Here is an 18934-nt window from a genome sequence, read left to right as displayed (position 1 = left end):
GGAGGCCATGCGCTTTCGCGGGAAGTCCATCCGCAGGAAGATCGTGGCGCTCCTCCTCGTGCCGCTGCTGTCCCTGACGGCCGTGTGGGCCTTCGCCACCGTGATCACGGGACGGCAGGCCGGCCGGCTGTTCAACTCGTCCTCCGTGGTGGAGAAGATCGCCTACCCCACCGAGGACACCGTCCGCGTCCTGCAGCAGGAGCGCCGTCAGACGCTCGTCCACCTCGCCGACCCCCGCGCCTCGGACGCCCTGGCCGCCCTGCGGCGCAGCCGGACGGCCACCGACCGGGCCGTCCTGGACCTGCGCCGCAACGCGAGCGACGGCGACGTCCGCCACGCGCTGGGCACCGGCGGCGAGGGACGGCTGACCGCCGTGCTGGACGCCCTGGACGGGCTCGACTCCCTGCGCCGCAGCGTCGAGGACGGCACCGTCCGCCGCGCCCAGGCACTCGACCTCTACAACCGTCTGGTCGACCCCTGCTACGGCCTGCTCGCCGGCCTCCGTGTCATCGACGACGTCGAACTCGACAAGCAGTACCGCGCCCTCGTCAACCTCTCCCGGGCCCGTGAACTCCTCTCCCGGGAGGACGCGCTGCTCGGCTCCTCCCTGGTCGTCGGCACCCTCACCCGCGACGAGAGCCGCGCCGTCGCCGCACTGGTGGCCCAGCGGTCCCTGCTGTACGACGTGAACCTGCCGCTGCTGCCCGCCGCCGAACGCAGCCGCTACCAGCGCTTCTGGGCGAACGCGGCGTCCGCCCCGCTGCGGGTGGCCGAGCGGGCCGCCGTCTCCACCGCGCCCGGCACGCCGCGCGGCGTCACCGCGAAGAGCTGGGACAGCGCCGCCGCCAACGGGCTCGACGACCTCGGCACCCTCCAGGACGGCGCGGAGGACCGCTTCCAGGACCGGACGGACCCGGTCGCCACGCACGTCATCCTGCGGGCGGCCGCCGTCGGCATCCTCGGGCTGCTGGCGCTGTTGGTCTCCCTCGTCCTGTCCGTGCGCATCGGGCGCGGGCTCGTCCGCGACCTGCGGCAGCTCCGCGTGGAGGCCCACGAGGCCTCCGGGGTCCGCCTGCCCAGCGTGATGCGCCGCCTGTCGGCCGGCGAGCAGGTCGACGTGGAGACCGAGGCGCCGCGCCTGGAGTACGACAAGAACGAGATCGGCGAGGTCGGCCAGGCCCTCAACACCCTGCAACGGGCCGCCGTCGAGGCAGCCGTGAAACAGGCCGAACTCCGCGCCGGTGTCTCGGAGGTGTTCGTCAACCTCGCCCGCCGCAGCCAGGTCCTGCTGCACAAGCAGCTCACCCTCCTCGACGCCATGGAGCGCCGGACGGAGGACACCGAGGAACTCGCCGACCTGTTCCGCCTGGACCACCTCACCACGCGGATGCGCCGGCACGCCGAGGGACTGGTGATCCTCTCCGGTGCGGCTCCGTCCCGGCAGTGGCGCAAACCGGTCCAGCTGATGGACGTCGTCCGCGCCGCGGTCGCGGAGGTCGAGGACTACGAACGCATCGAGGTCCGCAGGCTTCCCCGGGTCGCCCTCACCGGGCCCGCCGTCGCCGACCTGACCCACCTCGTCGCCGAACTCCTGGAGAACGCCACGGTGTTCTCGCCGCCGCACACCGCGGTGCAGGTGGTCGGCGAACGGGTCGCCAACGGGTTCACCCTGGAGATCCATGACCGGGGCCTGGGCATGGCCGCCGAGACCCTGCTGGACGCCAACCTGCGGCTCGCCGAGACCCCCGAGTTCGAACTGTCGGACACCGACCGGCTCGGCCTGTTCGTGATCAGCCGGCTCGCCCAGCGGCAGAACGTCCGCGTCTCGCTCCAGCCGTCCCCGTACGGCGGCACCACCGCGGTGGTCTTCATCCCGGACGCGCTGCTGACCGATGACGTCCCCGACACCAACGGGGTCGGGTTCCGCCTCGACCGGCCCGCCGCGAAGGCCGATCGTGAGGAGGGCCGCAGGAACGCCCTCTCCCAGACGCCCGTACAGCTCCCCGGTCTGCCGGTCTCGCTGCTGGACGGGCCGGTGGAACTGGAGGCGCCGGTCGGCCTCGACGCCATCGGGGAGTTCGAGGAGTTCCCCGGCGCCCTCGGCGAGGACGACAGCGAACGCGGCGGCCTGTTCCGGTCACGCCCGCCGTCCCGGCCCCAGACGAACGAGGCGGCCCCGCGCCACCCCGCCGGGTCCCGGCCAGGTCCCGGGCCGCGCAGCGCCCCCGACCGCCCCGGCGGCGACGAGGCTCCGGACGGCCCGGTCCCCCTCACCCGGCGCAGGACGCCCAAGCTGGTCAGCTCGCACGGACGTCCGGTCACCGACGCGCGGGCGCGGCGCGAGGGCGCGGACCGGCAGGACAGCGGGCGGGCCGCCCGCCCCGCGTCCGAGTCCGCGCCGCAGCTGCCGGCCCGTCGGCGCGGTGGCGCACCACCGGAGCAGCCCCCGGCCGCCCTCCCACAGCGCACCCGCAGGCCCGTCGCCGCGCGCGACACCCCCGGTGCCCCGACCTCCGGGAAGCCCGCCGCGGCACCCGGCGACCCGGCAACGGCCGCCGGGATCCCCGGCGCGGGCGGTCCGGGCGAGCCCGGTGCCGCGCCCGCACCCGAGGGGCCCGCGCCCGCCCAAGACGGGCCCGCCACCCCGCCCGAGGGACCCGCCACCGCACCCGGCGAGCCCGCCGCCGACGCCGGGGCGCTGCCCCGCCGCGTCCGGCAGGCGAGCCTCGCCCCGCAGCTCAAGCGCACTCCCCGGCGCCCCGGGGCCGGGGACGACCCGGATGAACGGGACGCCGACGAGGTACGCAGCCGTATGGCCTCGCTCCAGCGCGGCTGGCGGCGCGGACGCGAGGAGAACGCCGTGGGCGACGACGCCGACGGCAGCACAGCACAAGGAACGACTAAGGGGGACGGTCGATGACCGCACCGAAGACGACCGGCCACACCACCACCGGCAAGAAGGAACTGAACTGGCTCCTCGACGACCTCGTGGACCGGGTCGCGACCATCCGCAAGGCCGTCGTGCTCTCCGGGGACGGCCTGCCGACCGGGGTGTCCAAGGACCTGACCCGGGAGGACGGCGAACACCTGGCCGCCGTCGCCTCCGGTTTCCACAGCCTCGCCAAGGGCGTGGGCCGGCACTTCGAGGCGGGCAGCGTCCGGCAGACGGTCGTCGAACTGGACGACGCCTTCCTGTTCGTGACCGCCGCAGGTGACGGCAGCTGTCTCGCCGTCCTCGCCGACGCCGAGTCCGACATCGGGCAGGTCGCCTACGAGATGACCCTGCTGGTCAAGCGGGTCGGAGTGCACCTGGGCGCCGCACCCCGCACCGACCTGCCCGCCGGCGGGTAGTGGGATGGCATGAACGGAGACGGTCAGGCAGCAAGCCACTGGTTCGACGACGAGGCCGGACCGGTGGTCCGCCCGTACGCCATGACGCGGGGCCGTACCAGCCACGCGGCCCAGCACCGGCTCGATCTGATCGCGGTGGTCGTCACCGAACCGCACGTGGACGATCCGGAGGCGGACCACTCGCTCTCCCCGGAGCACGTGGACATCGTCGAGCTGTGCCGCGAGGCACCTCAGTCGGTCGCCGAACTGGCCGCGGAGCTGGATCTGCCCGTCGGCGTGGTGCGCGTCCTCATCGGGGATCTCGTGGACGAGGAGTACGTCCACGTGAGCCGCCCGGTGCCCCCGGCCGAACTGCCGGACGAGAGCGTTCTGCGCGACGTGATCAGCGGACTGCGGGCGCTGTGAGCACCGCCGGCCCCGTCACGGCGAAGCCGCGGCCGGGCGCCGTCGCGGCCGCCGCCGCTGACCGGCCCTCACCAAGCAGGAGAAGGAAAAGATGATCTTCGGGCGCACCCAGCGCGGCAAGCCCCCGGTCGAGCCCCTCACGCTCAAGATCCTGGTGGCCGGCGGCTTCGGCGTGGGCAAGACGACGCTCGTCGGCGCGGTCAGCGAGATCAGGCCGCTGCGCACCGAGGAACTGCTCACCGAGGCGGGCCGCCCGGTCGACGACCTGAGCGGCGTGGAGGGCAAGCACACCACGACCGTCGCCATGGACTTCGGCCGCATCACCCTGCGCGAGGACCTGGTGCTGTACCTGTTCGGGACACCCGGTCAGGAGCGGTTCTGGTTCATGTGGGACGAGCTGTCGGAGGGCGCGCTCGGCGCGGTCGTCCTGGCCGACACGCGCCGTCTGGAGGACTGCTTCGCGGCCGTCGACTACTTCGAACGGCGCTCGATCCCCTTCCTGGTCGGCGTCAACTGCTTCGAGGGGGCCGCCCGTCACCCGGCCGAGGCCGTCCGCCGGGCCCTCGACCTGGACGACGGCGTTCCCGTCCTGCTGTGCGACGCCCGGGACCGCGCATCGGTCAAGGAGATCCTCGTCGGGGTCGTCCAGCACGCGATGGCGTACGGCGCGGCCCACCGCCGGGCCGTCACCGGCTGACCCGGCCCGGCACGGGCCGCCCTCCCGGCCGCCGCGCCGGGTCGTGCCCGCCCGGCCCCGGCGAGGCGCGTCACCGAGCCCGGGCCCGGCTACGCCTCGCCGTCCTCCAGCCAGCCGAAGCTCTTCTCCACCGCCTTGCGCCAGTTGTGGTACTCGCGGTCACGGACCGAGTCCTCCATGGCGGGCGTCCACTCGGCGTCCTTGCGCCAGTGCGACTTGAGTTCGTCCAGGTCGTTCCACACACCCGTGGCGAGTCCGGCCGCGTAGGCGGCGCCCAGGCAGGTCGTCTCGGAGACCTCGGGCCGGATCACCGGCACGCCGAGCACGTCCGCCTGGTGCTGCATCAGGAGGTTGTTCTTCGTCATCCCGCCGTCGACCTTGAGGGTCGTGAGCCGGACCCCGGAGTCCTGGTACATCGCGTCCACCACCTCGCGCGTCTGCCAACTGGTCGCCTCCAGGACGGCGCGGGCCAGATGGGCCTTGGTGACGTACCGGGTCAGTCCGGTGACCACACCCCGCGCGTCCGAACGCCAGTACGGAGCGAAGAGGCCGGAGAACGCCGGCACGATGTAGGCGCCGCCGTTGTCCTCGACGGAGGCGGCCAGCGGCTCGATCTCGTCCGCCGTGCGGATGATGCCCAGCTGGTCGCGGAACCACTGCACCAGCGCACCCGTGATCGCGATGGCACCCTCCAGGCAGTACACCGGCGCCTCGTCGCCGATCTTGTAGCCCATGGTGGTGAGCAGGCCGTTGCTGGACGGTACGGGCCGGTTGCCCGTGTTGAGCAGCAGGAAGCTCCCGGTGCCGTACGTGTTCTTGGCATCCCCCACGTCGTAGCACGCCTGTCCGAACACCGCGGCCTGCTGGTCGCCCAGGGCCGAGGCGACCGGTACTCCGGCGAGCTGGCCCACAGCGGTGCCGTACACCTCGGAGGAGGACCGGATCCGAGGCAGTATCCCCTCGGGGACGTTCATGGCCGCCAGGATGGACGGCTCCCACTGGAGGGTCTCCAGGTTCATCAGCATCGTCCGGCCCGCGTTGGTGACGTCCGTGACGTGCTGCCCGCCCTCCGTGCCGCCGGTGAGGTTCCAGATGAGCCAGGAGTCGATGGTGCCGAAGGCGATCTCCCCGCGCTCGGCGCGGTCGCGCAGACCGGGGACGTTGTCCAGCAGCCAGGCGGCCTTCGGACCGGAGAAGTAGCTGGCGAGCGGCAGACCGGTCTGCTCGCGGAACCGGTCCTGCCCCTGCTCGCCGCCCAGCTCGTTGCAGAGTGCCGCCGTGCGGGTGTCCTGCCACACGATCGCGTTGTGCACGGGCTTGCCGGTCGCGCGGTCCCACAGGACGGTCGTCTCGCGCTGGTTGGTGATGCCGAGCGCGCTGAGCTGTCCGGCGCGCAGCCCGGCCTTGGCCAGCGCGCCCGCGACCACCGCCTGCACCTTCGACCAGATCTCGGTGGCGTCGTGCTCCACCCAGCCCGGCTTGGGGAAGATCTGGCGGTGCTCGCGCTGATCGACGGCGACGATGCCGCCGTTGCGGTCGAAGACGATGCAGCGGCTCGAGGTGGTGCCCTGGTCGATTGCGGCCACGTACTTCTCGGCGTTGTCCGTCATGGCTACCCCTTGGTGGCGAGGGTCGGACGGCCGCGCCGTGTCCGGCGCCCGCGCACGTCCCCCGGCTCAGCGGGACCGTGCGCGGGCCCGCGCCGCGGGTCCGGTGGATCGCGTGGCCGCCTCCCCGGGGCGGAGAGACGGCCGGGACCGGGACCGCTGTGGCCCCTGTGTTCTCACTGGTATCAGTTTGTCCCAGAAGGTGCGCAAACGGCTCGGGATGGACATCCGGCCGCCGGGCACGGGAAGTGTTCACCGGTGCACGGAGAGCGTCAAGGTGCCCGTGAGGGAGGCTCCGGCCGCTGACCCGCCCCGGCCGCCCCCGGCGGAGACCCGGGTTCGGGCTTCCCCGGGCGGGCTCCGTCCCGATAGATGTAGGAGACATGACACGACTGCCAAGGCTCCTCCGCGGTGTGATCACCGCCGTCGCCGCCCTGCTCACCGTGACCACCGCCGCCACCACGGCCCGCGCGGTCCCCGAACCCCGGGCACCCGAGGAATTCGTGGCCCTCAGCTCCGTGGACCCGACGATCCTCCAGGAGATCCGCTACTTCACCCCGCACGACTTCGTCGGCGCGCGCATCGACGGCTACCGGCAGCCGATGTGCATCCTCACCCGCCCCGCGGCGCAGGCCCTGTACCGGGCCCAGCAGGAACTGCTGCGCGAGGGCTACACGCTCAAGGTGTACGACTGCTACCGGCCGCAGCGCGCCGTCGACCACTTCGTCCGCTGGGCCCGCGACCTCGACGACCAGACCATGAAGGGCGAGTTCTATCCGCGCGTCGACAAGACCCGGCTGTTCGACGACGGTTACATCGCGGCCCGGTCCGGCCACAGCCGCGGCTCGACCGTGGACCTCACCATCGTCCGGCTCCCGGTCCGGCCGACGCGTCCCTACGTCCCCGGCCAGGCCCTGGTGCCCTGCTACGCCCCGCAGGACCAGCGCTTCCCGGACAACTCCGTCGACATGGGAACCGGGTTCGACTGCTTCGACACGCTCGCCCATACGCTCGACCCGAGGATCCAGGGCCGGCAGCGGGCCAACCGGCTGCTGCTCAAGAGCACCCTGGAGAACCTCGGCTTCGTAAACCTCGCCGAGGAGTGGTGGCACTTCACCTACCAGCCCGAGCCCTACCCGGACACCTACTTCGACTTCCCCGTCTCCCGGGCGTCGCTCGCCGGCAGGCCCTGAGCCGGGTCCGGGCAGGTCTTGAGCGACCCGGGTCCGCGCAGGCCCGCCGCCGGTGCCGGACCTGCGCGGACATCGGCGGACCCGCGCGGACCCGCGCGGAACCGGACGTGGCGGACCCGGGTCGCTGAGCGGTATCGGCGCAAGACGACCACCCGTTGATCGGATACAGTCCGCGCGTGTCCGAAAACCAGCATCCGACTGTCAACTCCGCGCCGAACTCGCACTGTTCGAGCTGCGGAGCGCCCTACGGAGAGGGCATCTCCGGCTGGCCCCGCACCTGCCCGGCCTGCGGGACGGTGGCCTACCGCAACCCGCTGCCCGTCGCGGTGGCCCTCCAGCCCGTCTACGACCCGAAGGGCACCGCCCTGGTCGTGATCGACCGCACCATCGCGCCCGCGCGCGGGGGCACGGCCCTGCCGGGCGGGTACATCGACGACGGCGAGGACTGGCGCCAGGCCGTCGTGCGCGAGCTCAAGGAGGAGACGGGCATCGAGGCCGCCGCCCGCGACGTCCGGCTCATCGACGCCATGAGCGCGCCCGACGGCCATCTGCTGCTCTTCGGGCTGCTTCCGGAGCGCCCCGCCGAAGGGCTGCCGCAGTCCGCCGCCACCCCCGAGACGGACGGCTGGCACCTGCTGCGCAGGCCCGAGGAACTGGCCTTCCCGCTGCACACCCTGGCCGCCCGGGCCTGGTTCGAGGGCCGCTACGTCTGAGCCGCCGGGCAGCCCCACCCCGGCCGTCCGAGCCGGCCGGGGCCGGCCCCGCGCTCAGTCCAGCCCGCGCACCCGCAACGGACGCGACGGGGCGCCCGTACCGTCCTCGCGCTCCAGCTCCACCACCACCTGCCGGCCCTGCCGCCGCACGGCGTACCGCTCCGTCCCCGCCTCGTCCCAGCCGTCGCCCGCGTCCGGCACCACCAGCCCGCCCCCGCCGCGCCCGGGGGCGGGCGCCCACACCTCCAGCTCCACCCCGCCCGTCTCACCCCGCACCGGGATCACCGCCCCGGCGCGCGCGAGCACCGGAATCCTCCCCAGGGGCGCGTCCACCCGCACCTGCCCGGGACCCTCGAACGCCTGCCCGGTAGCCGTGTCGTACCAGCGGCCTGGGGGCAGCCGCACCGTCCGCCCGTCCGCCCCGGACCGCAGCACGGGCGCCACCAGCAGGGCGTCGCCGAGCAGGAAGGCGTCCCCGCACTCCCGCAGCGCCCGGTCCTCCGGCGTGTTCCACCACAGCGGACGCACGTACGGTGCGCCCGTGCGCCGCGCCAGGTGCGCCAGCGTCACGAAGTACGGCAGCAGCCGCCGGCGCTCGATGAGCGCCCCGCGCACGTGCCCGAGCACCTCCGGCCCGAACTCCCAGGGCTCCCGGCGCCCTGCCCGCCCGCTCGCGTGCGTCCGAAACAGGGGCAGGTACGCGGCCAACTGGAACCAGCGCAGGAACAGCTCCGGCGAGGGGCCGTCCTCGAAGCCGCCCACGTCCGGCCCGCAGTAGGCCACCCCGCACAACCCCAGGCCCACCACCAGGGACAGGGAGGCCCGCAATCCGGCCCAGCCCGTGGCCACGTCCCCCGACCAGGTGCCGCCGTAGCGCTGCGTCCCGGCCCAGCCCGAGCGGGAGAACACGAACGGCCGCTCGCCGGGCGCCAGGGTGCGCAGCCCCTCGTAGCCGGCCCGGGCCATGCAGAGCCCGTACACGTTGTGCGCCTCGCGGTGGTCGCCCCCGCGGCCCTCCAGGGCGTGCCGGGCCGACCGCGGCAGCGTCGTCTCACCGAACGCCGCGAAGGAGGTGGGCTCGTCCATGCCGTGCCAGAACCCCGAGAACCCCTGGGTCAGCCGCTCCTGGTAGAGCCCGCCCCACCAGGCGCGCACGCGCGCGTGCGTGAAGTCCGGGAAGACCGCCTCCCCAGGCCACCCGACCCCCCGTACGACGTCCCCGGACGCCTCCCGCACGAAGGCGTCCTCGATCGTCCCCGCGTCGTGGACGGCGTTGCCCTGTAAGGCGTGCACCGCCGGGCCGACGACCGACACCAGCCGGATCCCGTCCCGGCGCAGTTCCTCCGCCAGCACCGGCAGTTTCGGGAAGCGGTCCTGGTCGACGGTGAACACCTGGTGCGCGTCGAGGTGGTCGGTGTCCAGGTGCACGGCGTCCAGCGGCAGGCCGTGCTCGTGATGGCCCGCGACGATCCGGCGCACCTCCTGTTCCCCGCCGAACGGCCGGGCGTGGTGGTGGCCGAGCGCCCACGCGGGCGGCAGCGCCGCCGGCCCGGTGAGCGAGGCCCAGATGTGCGCCACGCGCGCGGGAGTGCCGACGACCACCCAGCACCGCAGCGGGCCGCCGTCCATCCGCAGCTCACTGACCCCCGGCCGGTCGTGACCCGAGCCGGCCCCCTCCTCGCCCTCCCGCAGCACGACCGTGCCGTCCCAGGAGTTGTCGTGGAAGACCAGATGCGTGCCCGCGTCCGCGACGACCACCTGGACCGGCATCGTGACGTGGAGCGGATCGTCCCCGGGCCCGGAGGCGTGACCGGGATCGGTGTTCCACAGACGGTACGTGCCGTCCCGCAGCACCGGTCCCGAGGCCCGCCCGCCCAGCCCGAAGAACCGCGCGTCGGCGGCCACCTCCGACCGCTGCATCCAGCGTGCCGGGCCCCCGCCGACCGGCTCCCACCACCGGGGCGGCAGATCACGGCGCAGCCGCACGCCCCCGGGCGTACAGACCTCGACGGTGCCGCGCCGCGAGACGGTGACCGTGACCCGCTCGGCGACGACCCGCCAGCCGCCGTCCTTGTCCGGCTCCAGCACCGCCCGCGGATCCGGCTCGGGGGCGCGCCCGGCCAGCGCGTACGACGGCTCGGGTGCCGCCCCGTCCCAGCTCCAGAAGACCGCTCCGCTGACCGCGACGACGATGCGCAGCTCCGACCGGCCGAAGCGCACCACACCGCCGCCGGGCTCCGGGCGCGCGTCGCGCACCTCGCCGGGCACCCGGGCCCGCTCGGCGCCCCGCGGCGGCAGGCCCGCGGCGTCGGCACGCCGCCTGCGCCAGGCGGCCCGTACGGTGCGCACCCCCTGGGCCGGCCCCGCGGAACCGACCACCTTCACCGAACGCACCAGGTCACGACCGTTCATGCTGATCACCCTGCCATTGACAGGCCCCGACGCGTGTGCTGTTCAACTGCCGTTCACCCAGGCCCGGACCACATCTTCACGGCAGGGACTATGTGGGGCCAGCCCTGGTGCGGAAGTCGATCACATGGCATCGTCCCTGTCAGCCGCGTCACGCGCACACCCCGCACGTGCGCGGACCGACGCACACGACGCGCAGAGTCCGGGAGCCGCCCATGTCGACCGTGAACCCCCTGCCGCTCTGGCAGCCCGATCCGCAGCGGATCGCCCAGGCACAGATCACGAAGTTCCAGGCCTGGGCGGCCGAACACCACGGCGCTCCCGCCGAGGGCGGCTACCCGGCCCTGCACCGCTGGTCCGTCGACCGTCTGGAGACCTTCTGGAAGGCCGTCACGGAGTGGTTCGACGTACGGTTCAGCACCCCCTGCGCGCGCGTGCTGGGCGACCGCACGATGCCCGGCGCGCAGTGGTTCCCCGGAGCCACCCTCAACTACGCCGAACACGCCCTGCGCGCCGCCGCGGCCCGCGCGGAGGAGCCCGCCCTCCTCCGCGTCGACGAGAGCCACGAACCGCACCCGGTGACCTGGTCCGAACTGCGCCGCCAGGTCGGCTCCCTCGCGGACGGGCTGCGCGCCCTCGGCGTACGCCCCGGGGACCGCGTCAGCGGGTACCTGCCGAACATCCCCGAGGCCGTCGTCGCCCTGCTCGCCACCGCCGCCGTCGGCGCGGTGTGGACGTCCTGCGCCCCCGACTTCGGCGCCCGCAGCGTCCTCGACCGCTTCCAGCAGGTCGAACCGGTCGTCCTCTTCGCCGTCGACGGCTACCGCTACGGCGGCAAGGAGCACGACCGCCGGGACGTCGTCGCCGAGCTGCGCCGCGAGCTGCCCACCCTGCGCGCCGTCGTCCACGTCCCCCTGCTCGGCAGTGCCACCCCCGACGGCGCCCTCGCGTGGCCGGACCTGACCGCCGCCGACGTCGAGCCGGTCTTCGAACAGGTGCCCTTCGACCATCCCCTGTGGGTGCTGTACTCCTCGGGCACCACCGGTCTGCCCAAGGCCATCGTGCAGTCGCAGGGCGGCATCCTCGTGGAGCACCTCAAGCAGCTCGGCCTGCACTGCGACCTGGGCCCCGGGGACCGCTTCTTCTGGTACACGTCGACCGGCTGGATGATGTGGAACTTCCTCGTCTCCGGCCTGCTGACCGGGACGACGATCGTCCTGTACGACGGGAGCCCCGGGTATCCCGGCACGGACGCGCAGTGGCGGGTCGCCGAGCGCACCGGAGCCACCCTCTTCGGCACCTCGGCCGCGTACGTCATGGCCTGCCGCAAGGCGGGGGTGCACCCCGCCCGCGACCACGACCTCTCCCGGATCCGGTGCGTCGGCACCACCGGGTCCCCGCTGCCGCCGGACGGGTTCCGCTGGCTGCACGACGAGGTCGGCGCGGACCTGTGGATCGCCTCCGTCAGCGGCGGTACGGACGTCTGTTCCTGCTTCGCGGGAGCCGTACCGACCCTCCCGGTGCACATCGGCGAACTCCAGGCGCCCTGCCTGGGCACCGACCTGCAGTCCTGGGACCCCAGCGGGGCACCGCTGGTCGACGAGGTCGGCGAACTCGTCGTCACCAACCCCATGCCGTCCATGCCGATCCACTTCTGGAACGACCCCGACGGCAGCCGCTACCACGACAGCTACTTCGCCGTGTATCCCGGGGTGTGGCGCCACGGCGACTGGATCACGCTCACCTCCCGCGGCTCGGTGATCATCCACGGCCGCTCCGACTCCACGCTCAACCGCCAGGGCGTGCGGATGGGTTCGGCCGACATCTACGAGGCCGTCGAGCGGCTGCCCGAGATCAGGGAATCGCTCGTCATCGGCATCGAACAGCCCGACGGCGGCTACTGGATGCCCCTCTTCGTGCACCTGGCGCCCGGAGCGGTCCTCGACGACGCGCTCCTGGACCGCATCAAGCGCACCATCCGCGAACAGCTCTCCCCGCGCCACGTCCCCGACGAGGTCATCGAGGTGCCGGGCGTTCCGCACACCCTCACCGGCAAACGCATCGAGGTCCCGGTCAAGCGCCTGCTCCAGGGCACCCCGCTGGAAAAGGCCGTCAACCCCGGCTCCGTCGACGACCTCGCCCTGCTGCGCTTCTACGAGGACCTGGCCCGCAAACGCGCCTGAGCGCACGAGGAGGGGTGAGCACGGCCGGGGGTCAGCCGCCGTAGGTGGCCTCCGACTCGCCGAGCGCGGCGGCGAAGTCGGAGGCCAGCCGGGCCGCCTCGGCCGGTTCCAGGCCGGCCACGGAGATCCGTACGCCCGGTGGTGACGACAGACGGAACCGGGCCCCCGCGGCGACCCACCAGCCGTACGAACGCAAGCCGTTCACCACGGCGGACTCGTCGGCCACCGGCACCCACACGTTCATCCCGCTCGCCCCGTGCGCGCCGATGCCCCGGGCCGCCAGTTCCCCGGTCAGGGCGGCACGGCGCTCGGCGTAGGTCCCGCGCGCGCGGGACACCAGCGCGCGCGTGCCCTCGTCCGTCAGCAGACCGAGGACCGTCTCCTGCAGCAGATGGCTGACCCAGCCCGAGGTCAGCAGCAGCCGCCCGTCGTGCCGGGCCAGGGTGGTGGCGTCGCAGGCCGCCGCCGCCCACCGGAGGTCCGCCCCCAGGAACTTGCTCACCGTCCGCACGTGCACCCACCGGTTCAGGCCGCCGGAGGTGAGCGTGCGCAGCGGTACGTCCGCCACCGCCGAGGCGTGGTCGTTCTCCACGACCAGCACGTCCGGCTCCTCCCGCACCACCTCGACCAGTGCCGCGCGGCGCTCCTCCGAGAAGCAGCCGCCGTACGGGTTCTGCCCCCGGGGGCTGCACACCACGGCCCGCGCACCTGCCCGCAGCGCCCGCCGCAGGGCCTCCGGACGCATCCCCTCGTCGTCCACGGCCACCGCGACGCCGCGCAGGCCGAGCGCGGTCACCAGGTCCAGCAGGTGGTGGTAGCCCGGGTCCTCCATCGCGACCGCGTCCCCCGGACGCAGCTCCACGGACAGCAGGCGTCCCACCAGGTCCAGCGCGCCGTGCGCGAACGTCACGTGCTCCACCGGCACGCCGTCGGGCCCCAGCCAGTCCCGCACGGCCTCCTCCAGCCGTGGCAGTCGCGGGGCCGAACGGTGCGACCGGGCCCCCGAGGACAGACGGGAAGGGGGCACCAGAGCGGGCAGGAACGCCGGATCCGGATGCCCGCCCGCCAGGTCCCGCAGCCCCGGCGGCACCTTCGGCGGCCGGCGGGACGCCACCGCGGGCGCGGACGCCACCACGGTCCCGCCCCGGCCCCGGGTCACCACGATGCCCCGCCCGCGCAGCTCCTTGTACGCGGTGGCGACCGTCCCCGGACTGACGGCGAGTTCACCGGCGAGCCGTCGCACCGGCGGCAGCGCCGCACCCGGCGCCAGGGCTCCCTCGGACACGCCCCGCTCCACCGAGGCCGCAATCTCCTTGGCCGACGTACCGCTGATCCCATAATGTACTGCCACGTTGAAGATTATGTATCAATACATAATTGGCCGCAAGGGGGAACCGTGGGAACCACCCGCCGTACGAAGACCGGTCACACCGGCACACGACCCGCCAGAACGGGAAAGCCCCGGATACCCGGCGGCCCCGACGGCCGCCGCATGCTCCTCGTCGCGCTCGTCGACCGCACCGGCAGCGGACTGTGGGCCTCCGTCTCCGTCCTGTACTTCACCTACGTCTCCCACCTCTCCCTCGCCCAGGTCGGCACCCTCGCCGCCCTCGCCGGAGCCGTCGGCATCGCCGGCGCCCCCATCGGCGGCCGCATCGCCGACCGCCTCCCGCTCACCCGCGTCCTCGTCGCGCTCCAGCTCCTGCGCGCCCTGGCCTCCCTCGGGCTGCTCACCACCGACCACTACGGCCCGCTGCTCGCCTTCTCCGCCCTCGGCAGTCTCGGCGACCGCGCCGCCAGCGTCCTCACCAAGCTCTACGCCACCCGCGTCTCCGGACCCGACCGCGTGCGCTACCAGGCACTCAACAGGACCGCGGCCAACGCCGGCTGGGCCCTGGGCGGCCTCGCCGCCGCTGCCGCCCTCGCCCTCGGCACCGCCGCCGCCTACCGGTGGCTGCTCCTCGGCGACGCGCTCTCCTTCGTCGCCGTAGCCCTCCTCACCCTGCGCTGCGGCGAACCCCCCTCGCCCTCCCGCACCGTCGCCACCCACCACACCCCGGCACCCGCGGGCCACCCCGCCACTCCGTGGCGCGACCGCACCTACCTCGCCTACGTCGCGACCGAAACCGTCCTCTTCCTCGACGACGCCGTCTTCAAGGTCGGCCTGCCCCTGTGGATCGCGCACGCGAGCACCGCGCCCCACGGCCTCGCACCCCTGCTCATGGTGCTGAACAACGTCATGGTGGTCGCCCTCCAGGTCCCCCTGGCCCGCTTCGGCGCCACCACCGCGGCAGCCCGCACCCTCCTGCTCCCGCTCTCCCTCGCCTACGCCCTCGGCGGCGCCGCCCTGGCCCTCTCCACCACCGGAGGCACCGTCACGTCCACCGCGCTCCTCACCGCCGCGGCCGCCGCCTTCACCCTCGCCGAGATGCTCCACGCCACCGCCTCCTGGGAACTGTCCGTCGCCCTCGCCCCCGGCACGGCGCAAGGCACCTACCTCGGCGTGCACGGACTGGCCCAGTCCGCCCAGCGCAGCATCGGACCCCTCGCCGTCACCGCGGCCATCGCCGCGGGCCCGGCCGGATGGGCCGTGTTCGGCGGCTCCATAGCCCTGACCTGCGTCATCCAGCACCGCACGGTCCGCGCCCGGCTCGCAGAACCACCGTTGTCAGTGCCGCCCGTTACTGTGAGTGAGCATTGATCGACCGTGCACACACGGCGAGACCGTGCGCGCACACACGGGGAAACCATGGGGGAAGAACATGACACACACCGACCGCCGGACCATGCGACGCCTCCTGCGCCGGGAGATCGCCGGCACCATCGGCCTGCTCACCGACGAACACGACTTCCGCGCCATGCGGCGCTACCGCAGCTTCACCTTCGACGACCACACCACCTATCTCGAACAGGTCGAAGCACTCCTGCGCGTCAGGGCGGCCCAGGGCGGCCACACCACCGTCGCCCTCTTCGACCCCGAGGAATACGCCGAGTTCTGCGCCCGCACCGGCCTCGACCCCGACGCCCCGGCCAGCCGGGCCCGCTTCACCGCCGAGATCGCCACCGCCGGACCGACCCTGCCCTACGACGGCCGGCCGCTCACCGAACTCGTCCCCGCCCTCGTCGACGAAGCCGTCCGCCAGGCGACCTGGGAGTACGCCTCCACCCTCCTCGCCCGGCTCGGCCCCTGTGCCTCCTGCGGCGAGGACATCGGCCGCGCCGCCTTCACCCGCGCCGCCGGCCTCCTCGCCCGCATCCTCGACACCGCCCCGCCCGGCAACCGACACCTGGTCTGCAGTGTCACCACCGCACCGGAAACCCTCCTCGCCGTGCTCCACGCCGACGACACCGGCGACGACACCGGCGGTGACGCCCTCCGCACCGACATCACCCGCCTCGACGAGGCCGAAGCCCTCGAATTCACCACCGTCCTCGCCCTCGGACTCGCCACCCGCAGCCCCGGCGGACTCGTCATGCGCACCACCGCGCCGGGCACCCCGGACCGCATCTACGGCTGGCGCCTGCGCGGCGACGGCCTGGAGCCGCTCACCGCGGGCGAGGTCTTCGACGCCTACTGCACCGACATCGAATCCGGCGGCCTCCTCGCCCCGGAATCCGGCGTCGACTACGGCACCCCGCCCGACCTGGGAGAAGAAGGACTCACCCCACGACACCGTCCCTGAACACGCCAAAGGCGCTCCACCCTCGGGTGGAGCGCCCCGGACGAACCAGCCGGTGACGGCACGGTCCGCTCACTCGCCGGACAGCACCGCCTGAGCCGCGTCACGGGCCTCCTCGGCACTGTCCGCGGCCCGTGCCGCCGCGGCGGCACGCTCGCACTGCGCCAGCGTGTACTTCGCCAGCGCCGCCCGGACATAAGGAAGCGACGCCGCACCCATGGACAGGGAGGTGACACCAAGGCCCGTCAGCACACACGCCAGCAGCGGATCCGAGGCCGCCTCACCGCAGACACCACAGCTCTTGCCCTCGGCCCGCGCCGCCTCGGCGGACAGCGCGACCAGATCGAGCAGCGCCGGCTGCCACGGGTCCTGCAACCGCGACACCGCACCCACCTGCCGGTCGGCGGCGAAGGTGTACTGCGCGAGGTCGTTCGTGCCCAGCGACAGGAACTCGACCTCCTGCAGAATCGAGCGCGCCCGCAGCGCGGCCGACGGGATCTCGACCATCGCACCGAACTTCGCCCGCAGCCCCGCCGCACGGCAGGCATCCGCGAACGCCCTGGCGTCCGCCCGGTCCGCGACCATCGGAGCCATGACCTCAAGGTGGACCGGCAGCCCCTCGGCCGCCCTGGCCAGGGCGCTCAGCTGGGTGCGCAGCACCTCCGGGTGGTCGAGCAGCGTGCGCAGACCCCGCACACCCAGAGCGGGGTTCGGCTCGTCGGCAGGCGTCAGGAAGTCGAGCGGCTTGTCCGCACCCGCGTCCAGCACCCGCACGACGACACGGCCCTCGGGGAAGGCCTCCAGCACCTGCCGGTAGGCCTCGATCTGCTTCTCTTCCGACGGCGCCTTCTTGTTGTCGTCCAGGAAGAGGAACTCGGTCCGGAACAGACCCACACCCTCGGCACCGGCCTCCACCGCGGCCGCCACGTCCGCGGGACCACCGATGTTGGCGAGCAGCGGCACCTTGTGACCGTCGGAAGTGGCACCCGGACCCGTCGACGCGGCCAGCGCCGCCCTGCGCTCGGCGGCCGCGGCCTCCAGCTGCGCCTTCTTCTCGACACTGGGGTTCACGAAGATCTCACCGGTGCTGCCGTCCACGGCGATCACCGTGCCCTCGGCCAGCTCACCCGCACCCGGCAGCGCCACCACGGCCGGCACACCGAGCGCCCGCGCCAGGATCGCGCTGTGGCTCGTCGGCCCGCCCTCCTCGGTGACGAAACCGAGGACCAGGGTGGGATCCAGCAGCGCGGTGTCGGCCGGAGCCAGGTCACGCGCGACCAGGACATAGGGCTCGTCGCTGTCCGGCACACCCGGCATGGGCACGCCCAGCAGCCGCGCGACGATACGGTTCCGCACGTCGTCGAGGTCCGCCACCCGCCCGGCGAGGTACTCACCCGCACCGGCCAGCAGGTCGCGGTAGGCGGCGAACGCGTCGTACACCGCGCGCTCCGCGGTGCTGCCCACCGCGATACGCCGGTCGACGTCCGCGATCAGCTCGGGGTCCTGAGCCATCATGGCCTGCGCCTCGAGCACCGCCTGGGCCTCGCCGCCCGCCAGGTTGCCGCGGGCCGTCAGGTCGGCGGCCACCGCCTCCACGGCCTGGCGGGCGCGCCCCTGTTCGCGCTCCGCCTCGTCTGCCGCTATCTGCTTGGCCGGCGGTTCCAGCACCGCCGTCCCCATGTGCCGAACCTCGCCGATCGCCACACCGTGGCTCACGCCGACGCCTCGCAGCGTTGTCTCCATGTCACCCGTCTCCGAATAGTGCGGCGGGTCGCGCCGCGGTGGTTGTTCCTGGGCCGTCCCGGGACGGCGGGGCGGTCACTCCCAGGCGAAGAGACTGTCGCCGGTCTGCACGTCGCCGCTGTCACGCAGCTCGGAGAGGGATTCGGCAGTGGCCTCCAGGGCCACGACCGGACACACCGGGGACTTGCCGGCGGCCTCGACGGCGGCGGGGTTCCAGCGCACCACCGCCTGACCGCGCTTGACGGTGTCGCCCTTGTTCACGAGCAGCTCGAAGCCCTCGCCGTTGAGCTGGACGGTGTCGATGCCGAGGTGGATGAGCACACCGTGCCCCTGCTCGTCGACGACGACGAAGGCGTGCGGATGCAGCGAGACGATGACACCGTCCACGGGGGCGACCGCCTCGGCGGGCTCGCGCACGGGGTCGATCGCCGTGCCCGGGCCGACCATGGCGCCGGAGAAGACGGGGTCGGGCACAGCGGCCAGTCCGATGGCGCGTCCGGCGAGCGGGGACGTCACGGTGGTCATGGGAAGCCTCCCAGGGGTGGAGATTCGTATGGGCCGTCGCTGTCTGTCCCGGACGGCGCACTGTGAAGCAGGGTATGTCACGGTAAGTACCGGATCCGGGCGAGAGCTTACGACAGCTCACGATAGTGGTCTAGACCACCAATCCCATCGATTTGCACCGGCTCCACGGGCCCCTGTACAGTCGTACTCCTGCTTGGGGGTGAGTGACGCGAGCAAGCGTCCTCGGCCCGAGCGGAACCCAACCTGTCAGATCCTATCTCTGGATCGCCTTCCGCATGCCTGCGGGACGGTGGTCAAGAGGGCCGGAAAAGCCTGATAGAGTGTGGATCACCGAAGGGAAGCGCCCGGAGGAAAGCCCGAGAGGGTGAGTACAAAGGAAGCGTCCGTTCCTTGAGAACTCAACAGCGTGCCAAAAGTCAACGCCAGAT

General features: G+C 73.3%; 14 protein-coding genes. 9 read left to right on the top strand and 5 right to left on the bottom strand.

Annotated features, from left to right (window positions below; genetic code table 11):
• Positions 1–7 precede the first annotated feature (7 nt).
• From IG64_RS24390 to IG64_RS24375, 4 genes are all read left to right on the top strand, one after another.
• Positions 8–2920: a nitrate- and nitrite sensing domain-containing protein gene (locus IG64_RS24390; RefSeq protein ID WP_037859885.1), complete on the top strand. Its 2913-nt coding sequence runs from the start codon at positions 8–10 to the stop codon at positions 2918–2920.
• On the top strand, positions 2917–3351 hold the full coding sequence (locus IG64_RS24385; RefSeq protein WP_037859883.1) for a roadblock/LC7 domain-containing protein: 435 nt from the start codon (positions 2917–2919) through the stop codon (positions 3349–3351). Before IG64_RS24390 ends, IG64_RS24385 begins: the two co-directional genes overlap by 4 nt.
• A gap of 9 nt (positions 3352–3360) precedes the next feature.
• Entirely contained in the window at positions 3361–3756 is a 396-nt protein-coding gene (locus tag IG64_RS24380; protein WP_037859881.1) for a DUF742 domain-containing protein, read from the top strand.
• A 91-nt stretch (positions 3757–3847) separates the two neighbouring features.
• Positions 3848–4453 carry a GTP-binding protein gene (locus IG64_RS24375; RefSeq protein ID WP_037859880.1) on the top strand — a complete coding sequence of 202 codons (606 nt, stop codon included), beginning with the start codon at positions 3848–3850 and terminating at the stop codon, positions 4451–4453.
• A gap of 89 nt (positions 4454–4542) precedes the next feature.
• On the opposite strand, the gene glpK is transcribed toward IG64_RS24375, so the two are convergent.
• A complete protein-coding gene (gene glpK / locus IG64_RS24370; protein WP_037859877.1) occupies positions 4543–6063 on the bottom strand; it encodes a glycerol kinase GlpK in 1521 nt (506 codons plus the stop codon).
• Between the two features lie 380 nt (positions 6064–6443).
• Here glpK and IG64_RS24365 point away from each other — a divergent pair, with 380 nt between their 5' ends.
• Both IG64_RS24365 and IG64_RS24360 read left to right on the top strand, forming a co-directional pair.
• On the top strand, positions 6444–7253 hold the full coding sequence (locus tag IG64_RS24365; protein WP_037859875.1) for a M15 family metallopeptidase: 810 nt from the start codon (positions 6444–6446) through the stop codon (positions 7251–7253).
• A 176-nt stretch (positions 7254–7429) separates the two neighbouring features.
• Positions 7430–7966, top strand: a complete 537-nt coding sequence (locus IG64_RS24360; protein ID WP_037859874.1) for an NUDIX domain-containing protein — start codon at positions 7430–7432, stop codon at positions 7964–7966.
• Between the two features lie 54 nt (positions 7967–8020).
• Here IG64_RS24360 and IG64_RS24355 read toward each other — a convergent pair whose 3' ends face one another.
• Positions 8021–10378, bottom strand: coding sequence for a glycoside hydrolase family 31 protein (locus IG64_RS24355; protein ID WP_037859872.1), 2358 nt, complete (start codon positions 10376–10378; stop codon positions 8021–8023).
• Positions 10379–10590: 212 nt separating this feature from the next.
• Here IG64_RS24355 and IG64_RS24350 point away from each other — a divergent pair, with 212 nt between their 5' ends.
• Positions 10591–12558, top strand: coding sequence for an acetoacetate--CoA ligase (locus IG64_RS24350; protein WP_037859870.1), 1968 nt, complete (start codon positions 10591–10593; stop codon positions 12556–12558).
• A 31-nt stretch (positions 12559–12589) separates the two neighbouring features.
• Here the strand turns inward: IG64_RS24350 and IG64_RS24345 are convergent, their stop codons facing one another.
• Positions 12590–13909: an aminotransferase class I/II-fold pyridoxal phosphate-dependent enzyme gene (locus IG64_RS24345; RefSeq protein WP_037859867.1), complete on the bottom strand. Its 1320-nt coding sequence runs from the start codon at positions 13907–13909 to the stop codon at positions 12590–12592.
• Positions 13910–13954: 45 nt separating this feature from the next.
• On the opposite strand from IG64_RS24345, the gene IG64_RS24340 reads away from it, so the two are divergent.
• A complete protein-coding gene (locus IG64_RS24340; protein ID WP_324609590.1) occupies positions 13955–15259 on the top strand; it encodes an MFS transporter in 1305 nt (434 codons plus the stop codon).
• Between the two features lie 61 nt (positions 15260–15320).
• Positions 15321–16241, top strand: coding sequence for a hypothetical protein (locus tag IG64_RS24335; RefSeq protein WP_037859861.1), 921 nt, complete (start codon positions 15321–15323; stop codon positions 16239–16241).
• Between the two features lie 69 nt (positions 16242–16310).
• Here IG64_RS24335 and ptsP read toward each other — a convergent pair whose 3' ends face one another.
• Positions 16311–17981, bottom strand: coding sequence for a phosphoenolpyruvate--protein phosphotransferase (gene ptsP, locus IG64_RS24330; protein ID WP_037859858.1), 1671 nt, complete (start codon positions 17979–17981; stop codon positions 16311–16313).
• Between the two features lie 75 nt (positions 17982–18056).
• Entirely contained in the window at positions 18057–18506 is a 450-nt protein-coding gene (locus IG64_RS24325; protein ID WP_037859856.1) for a PTS sugar transporter subunit IIA, read from the bottom strand.
• Positions 18507–18934: the final 428 nt, after the last annotated feature.

This window comes from Streptomyces sp. NRRL S-340 (assembly GCF_000720185.1).
Lineage (GTDB): Bacteria > Actinomycetota > Actinomycetes > Streptomycetales > Streptomycetaceae > Streptomyces.
The sequence above is the reverse complement of the archived record's forward strand: the minus strand, read 5'-3'. Positions and strand labels throughout refer to the sequence as shown.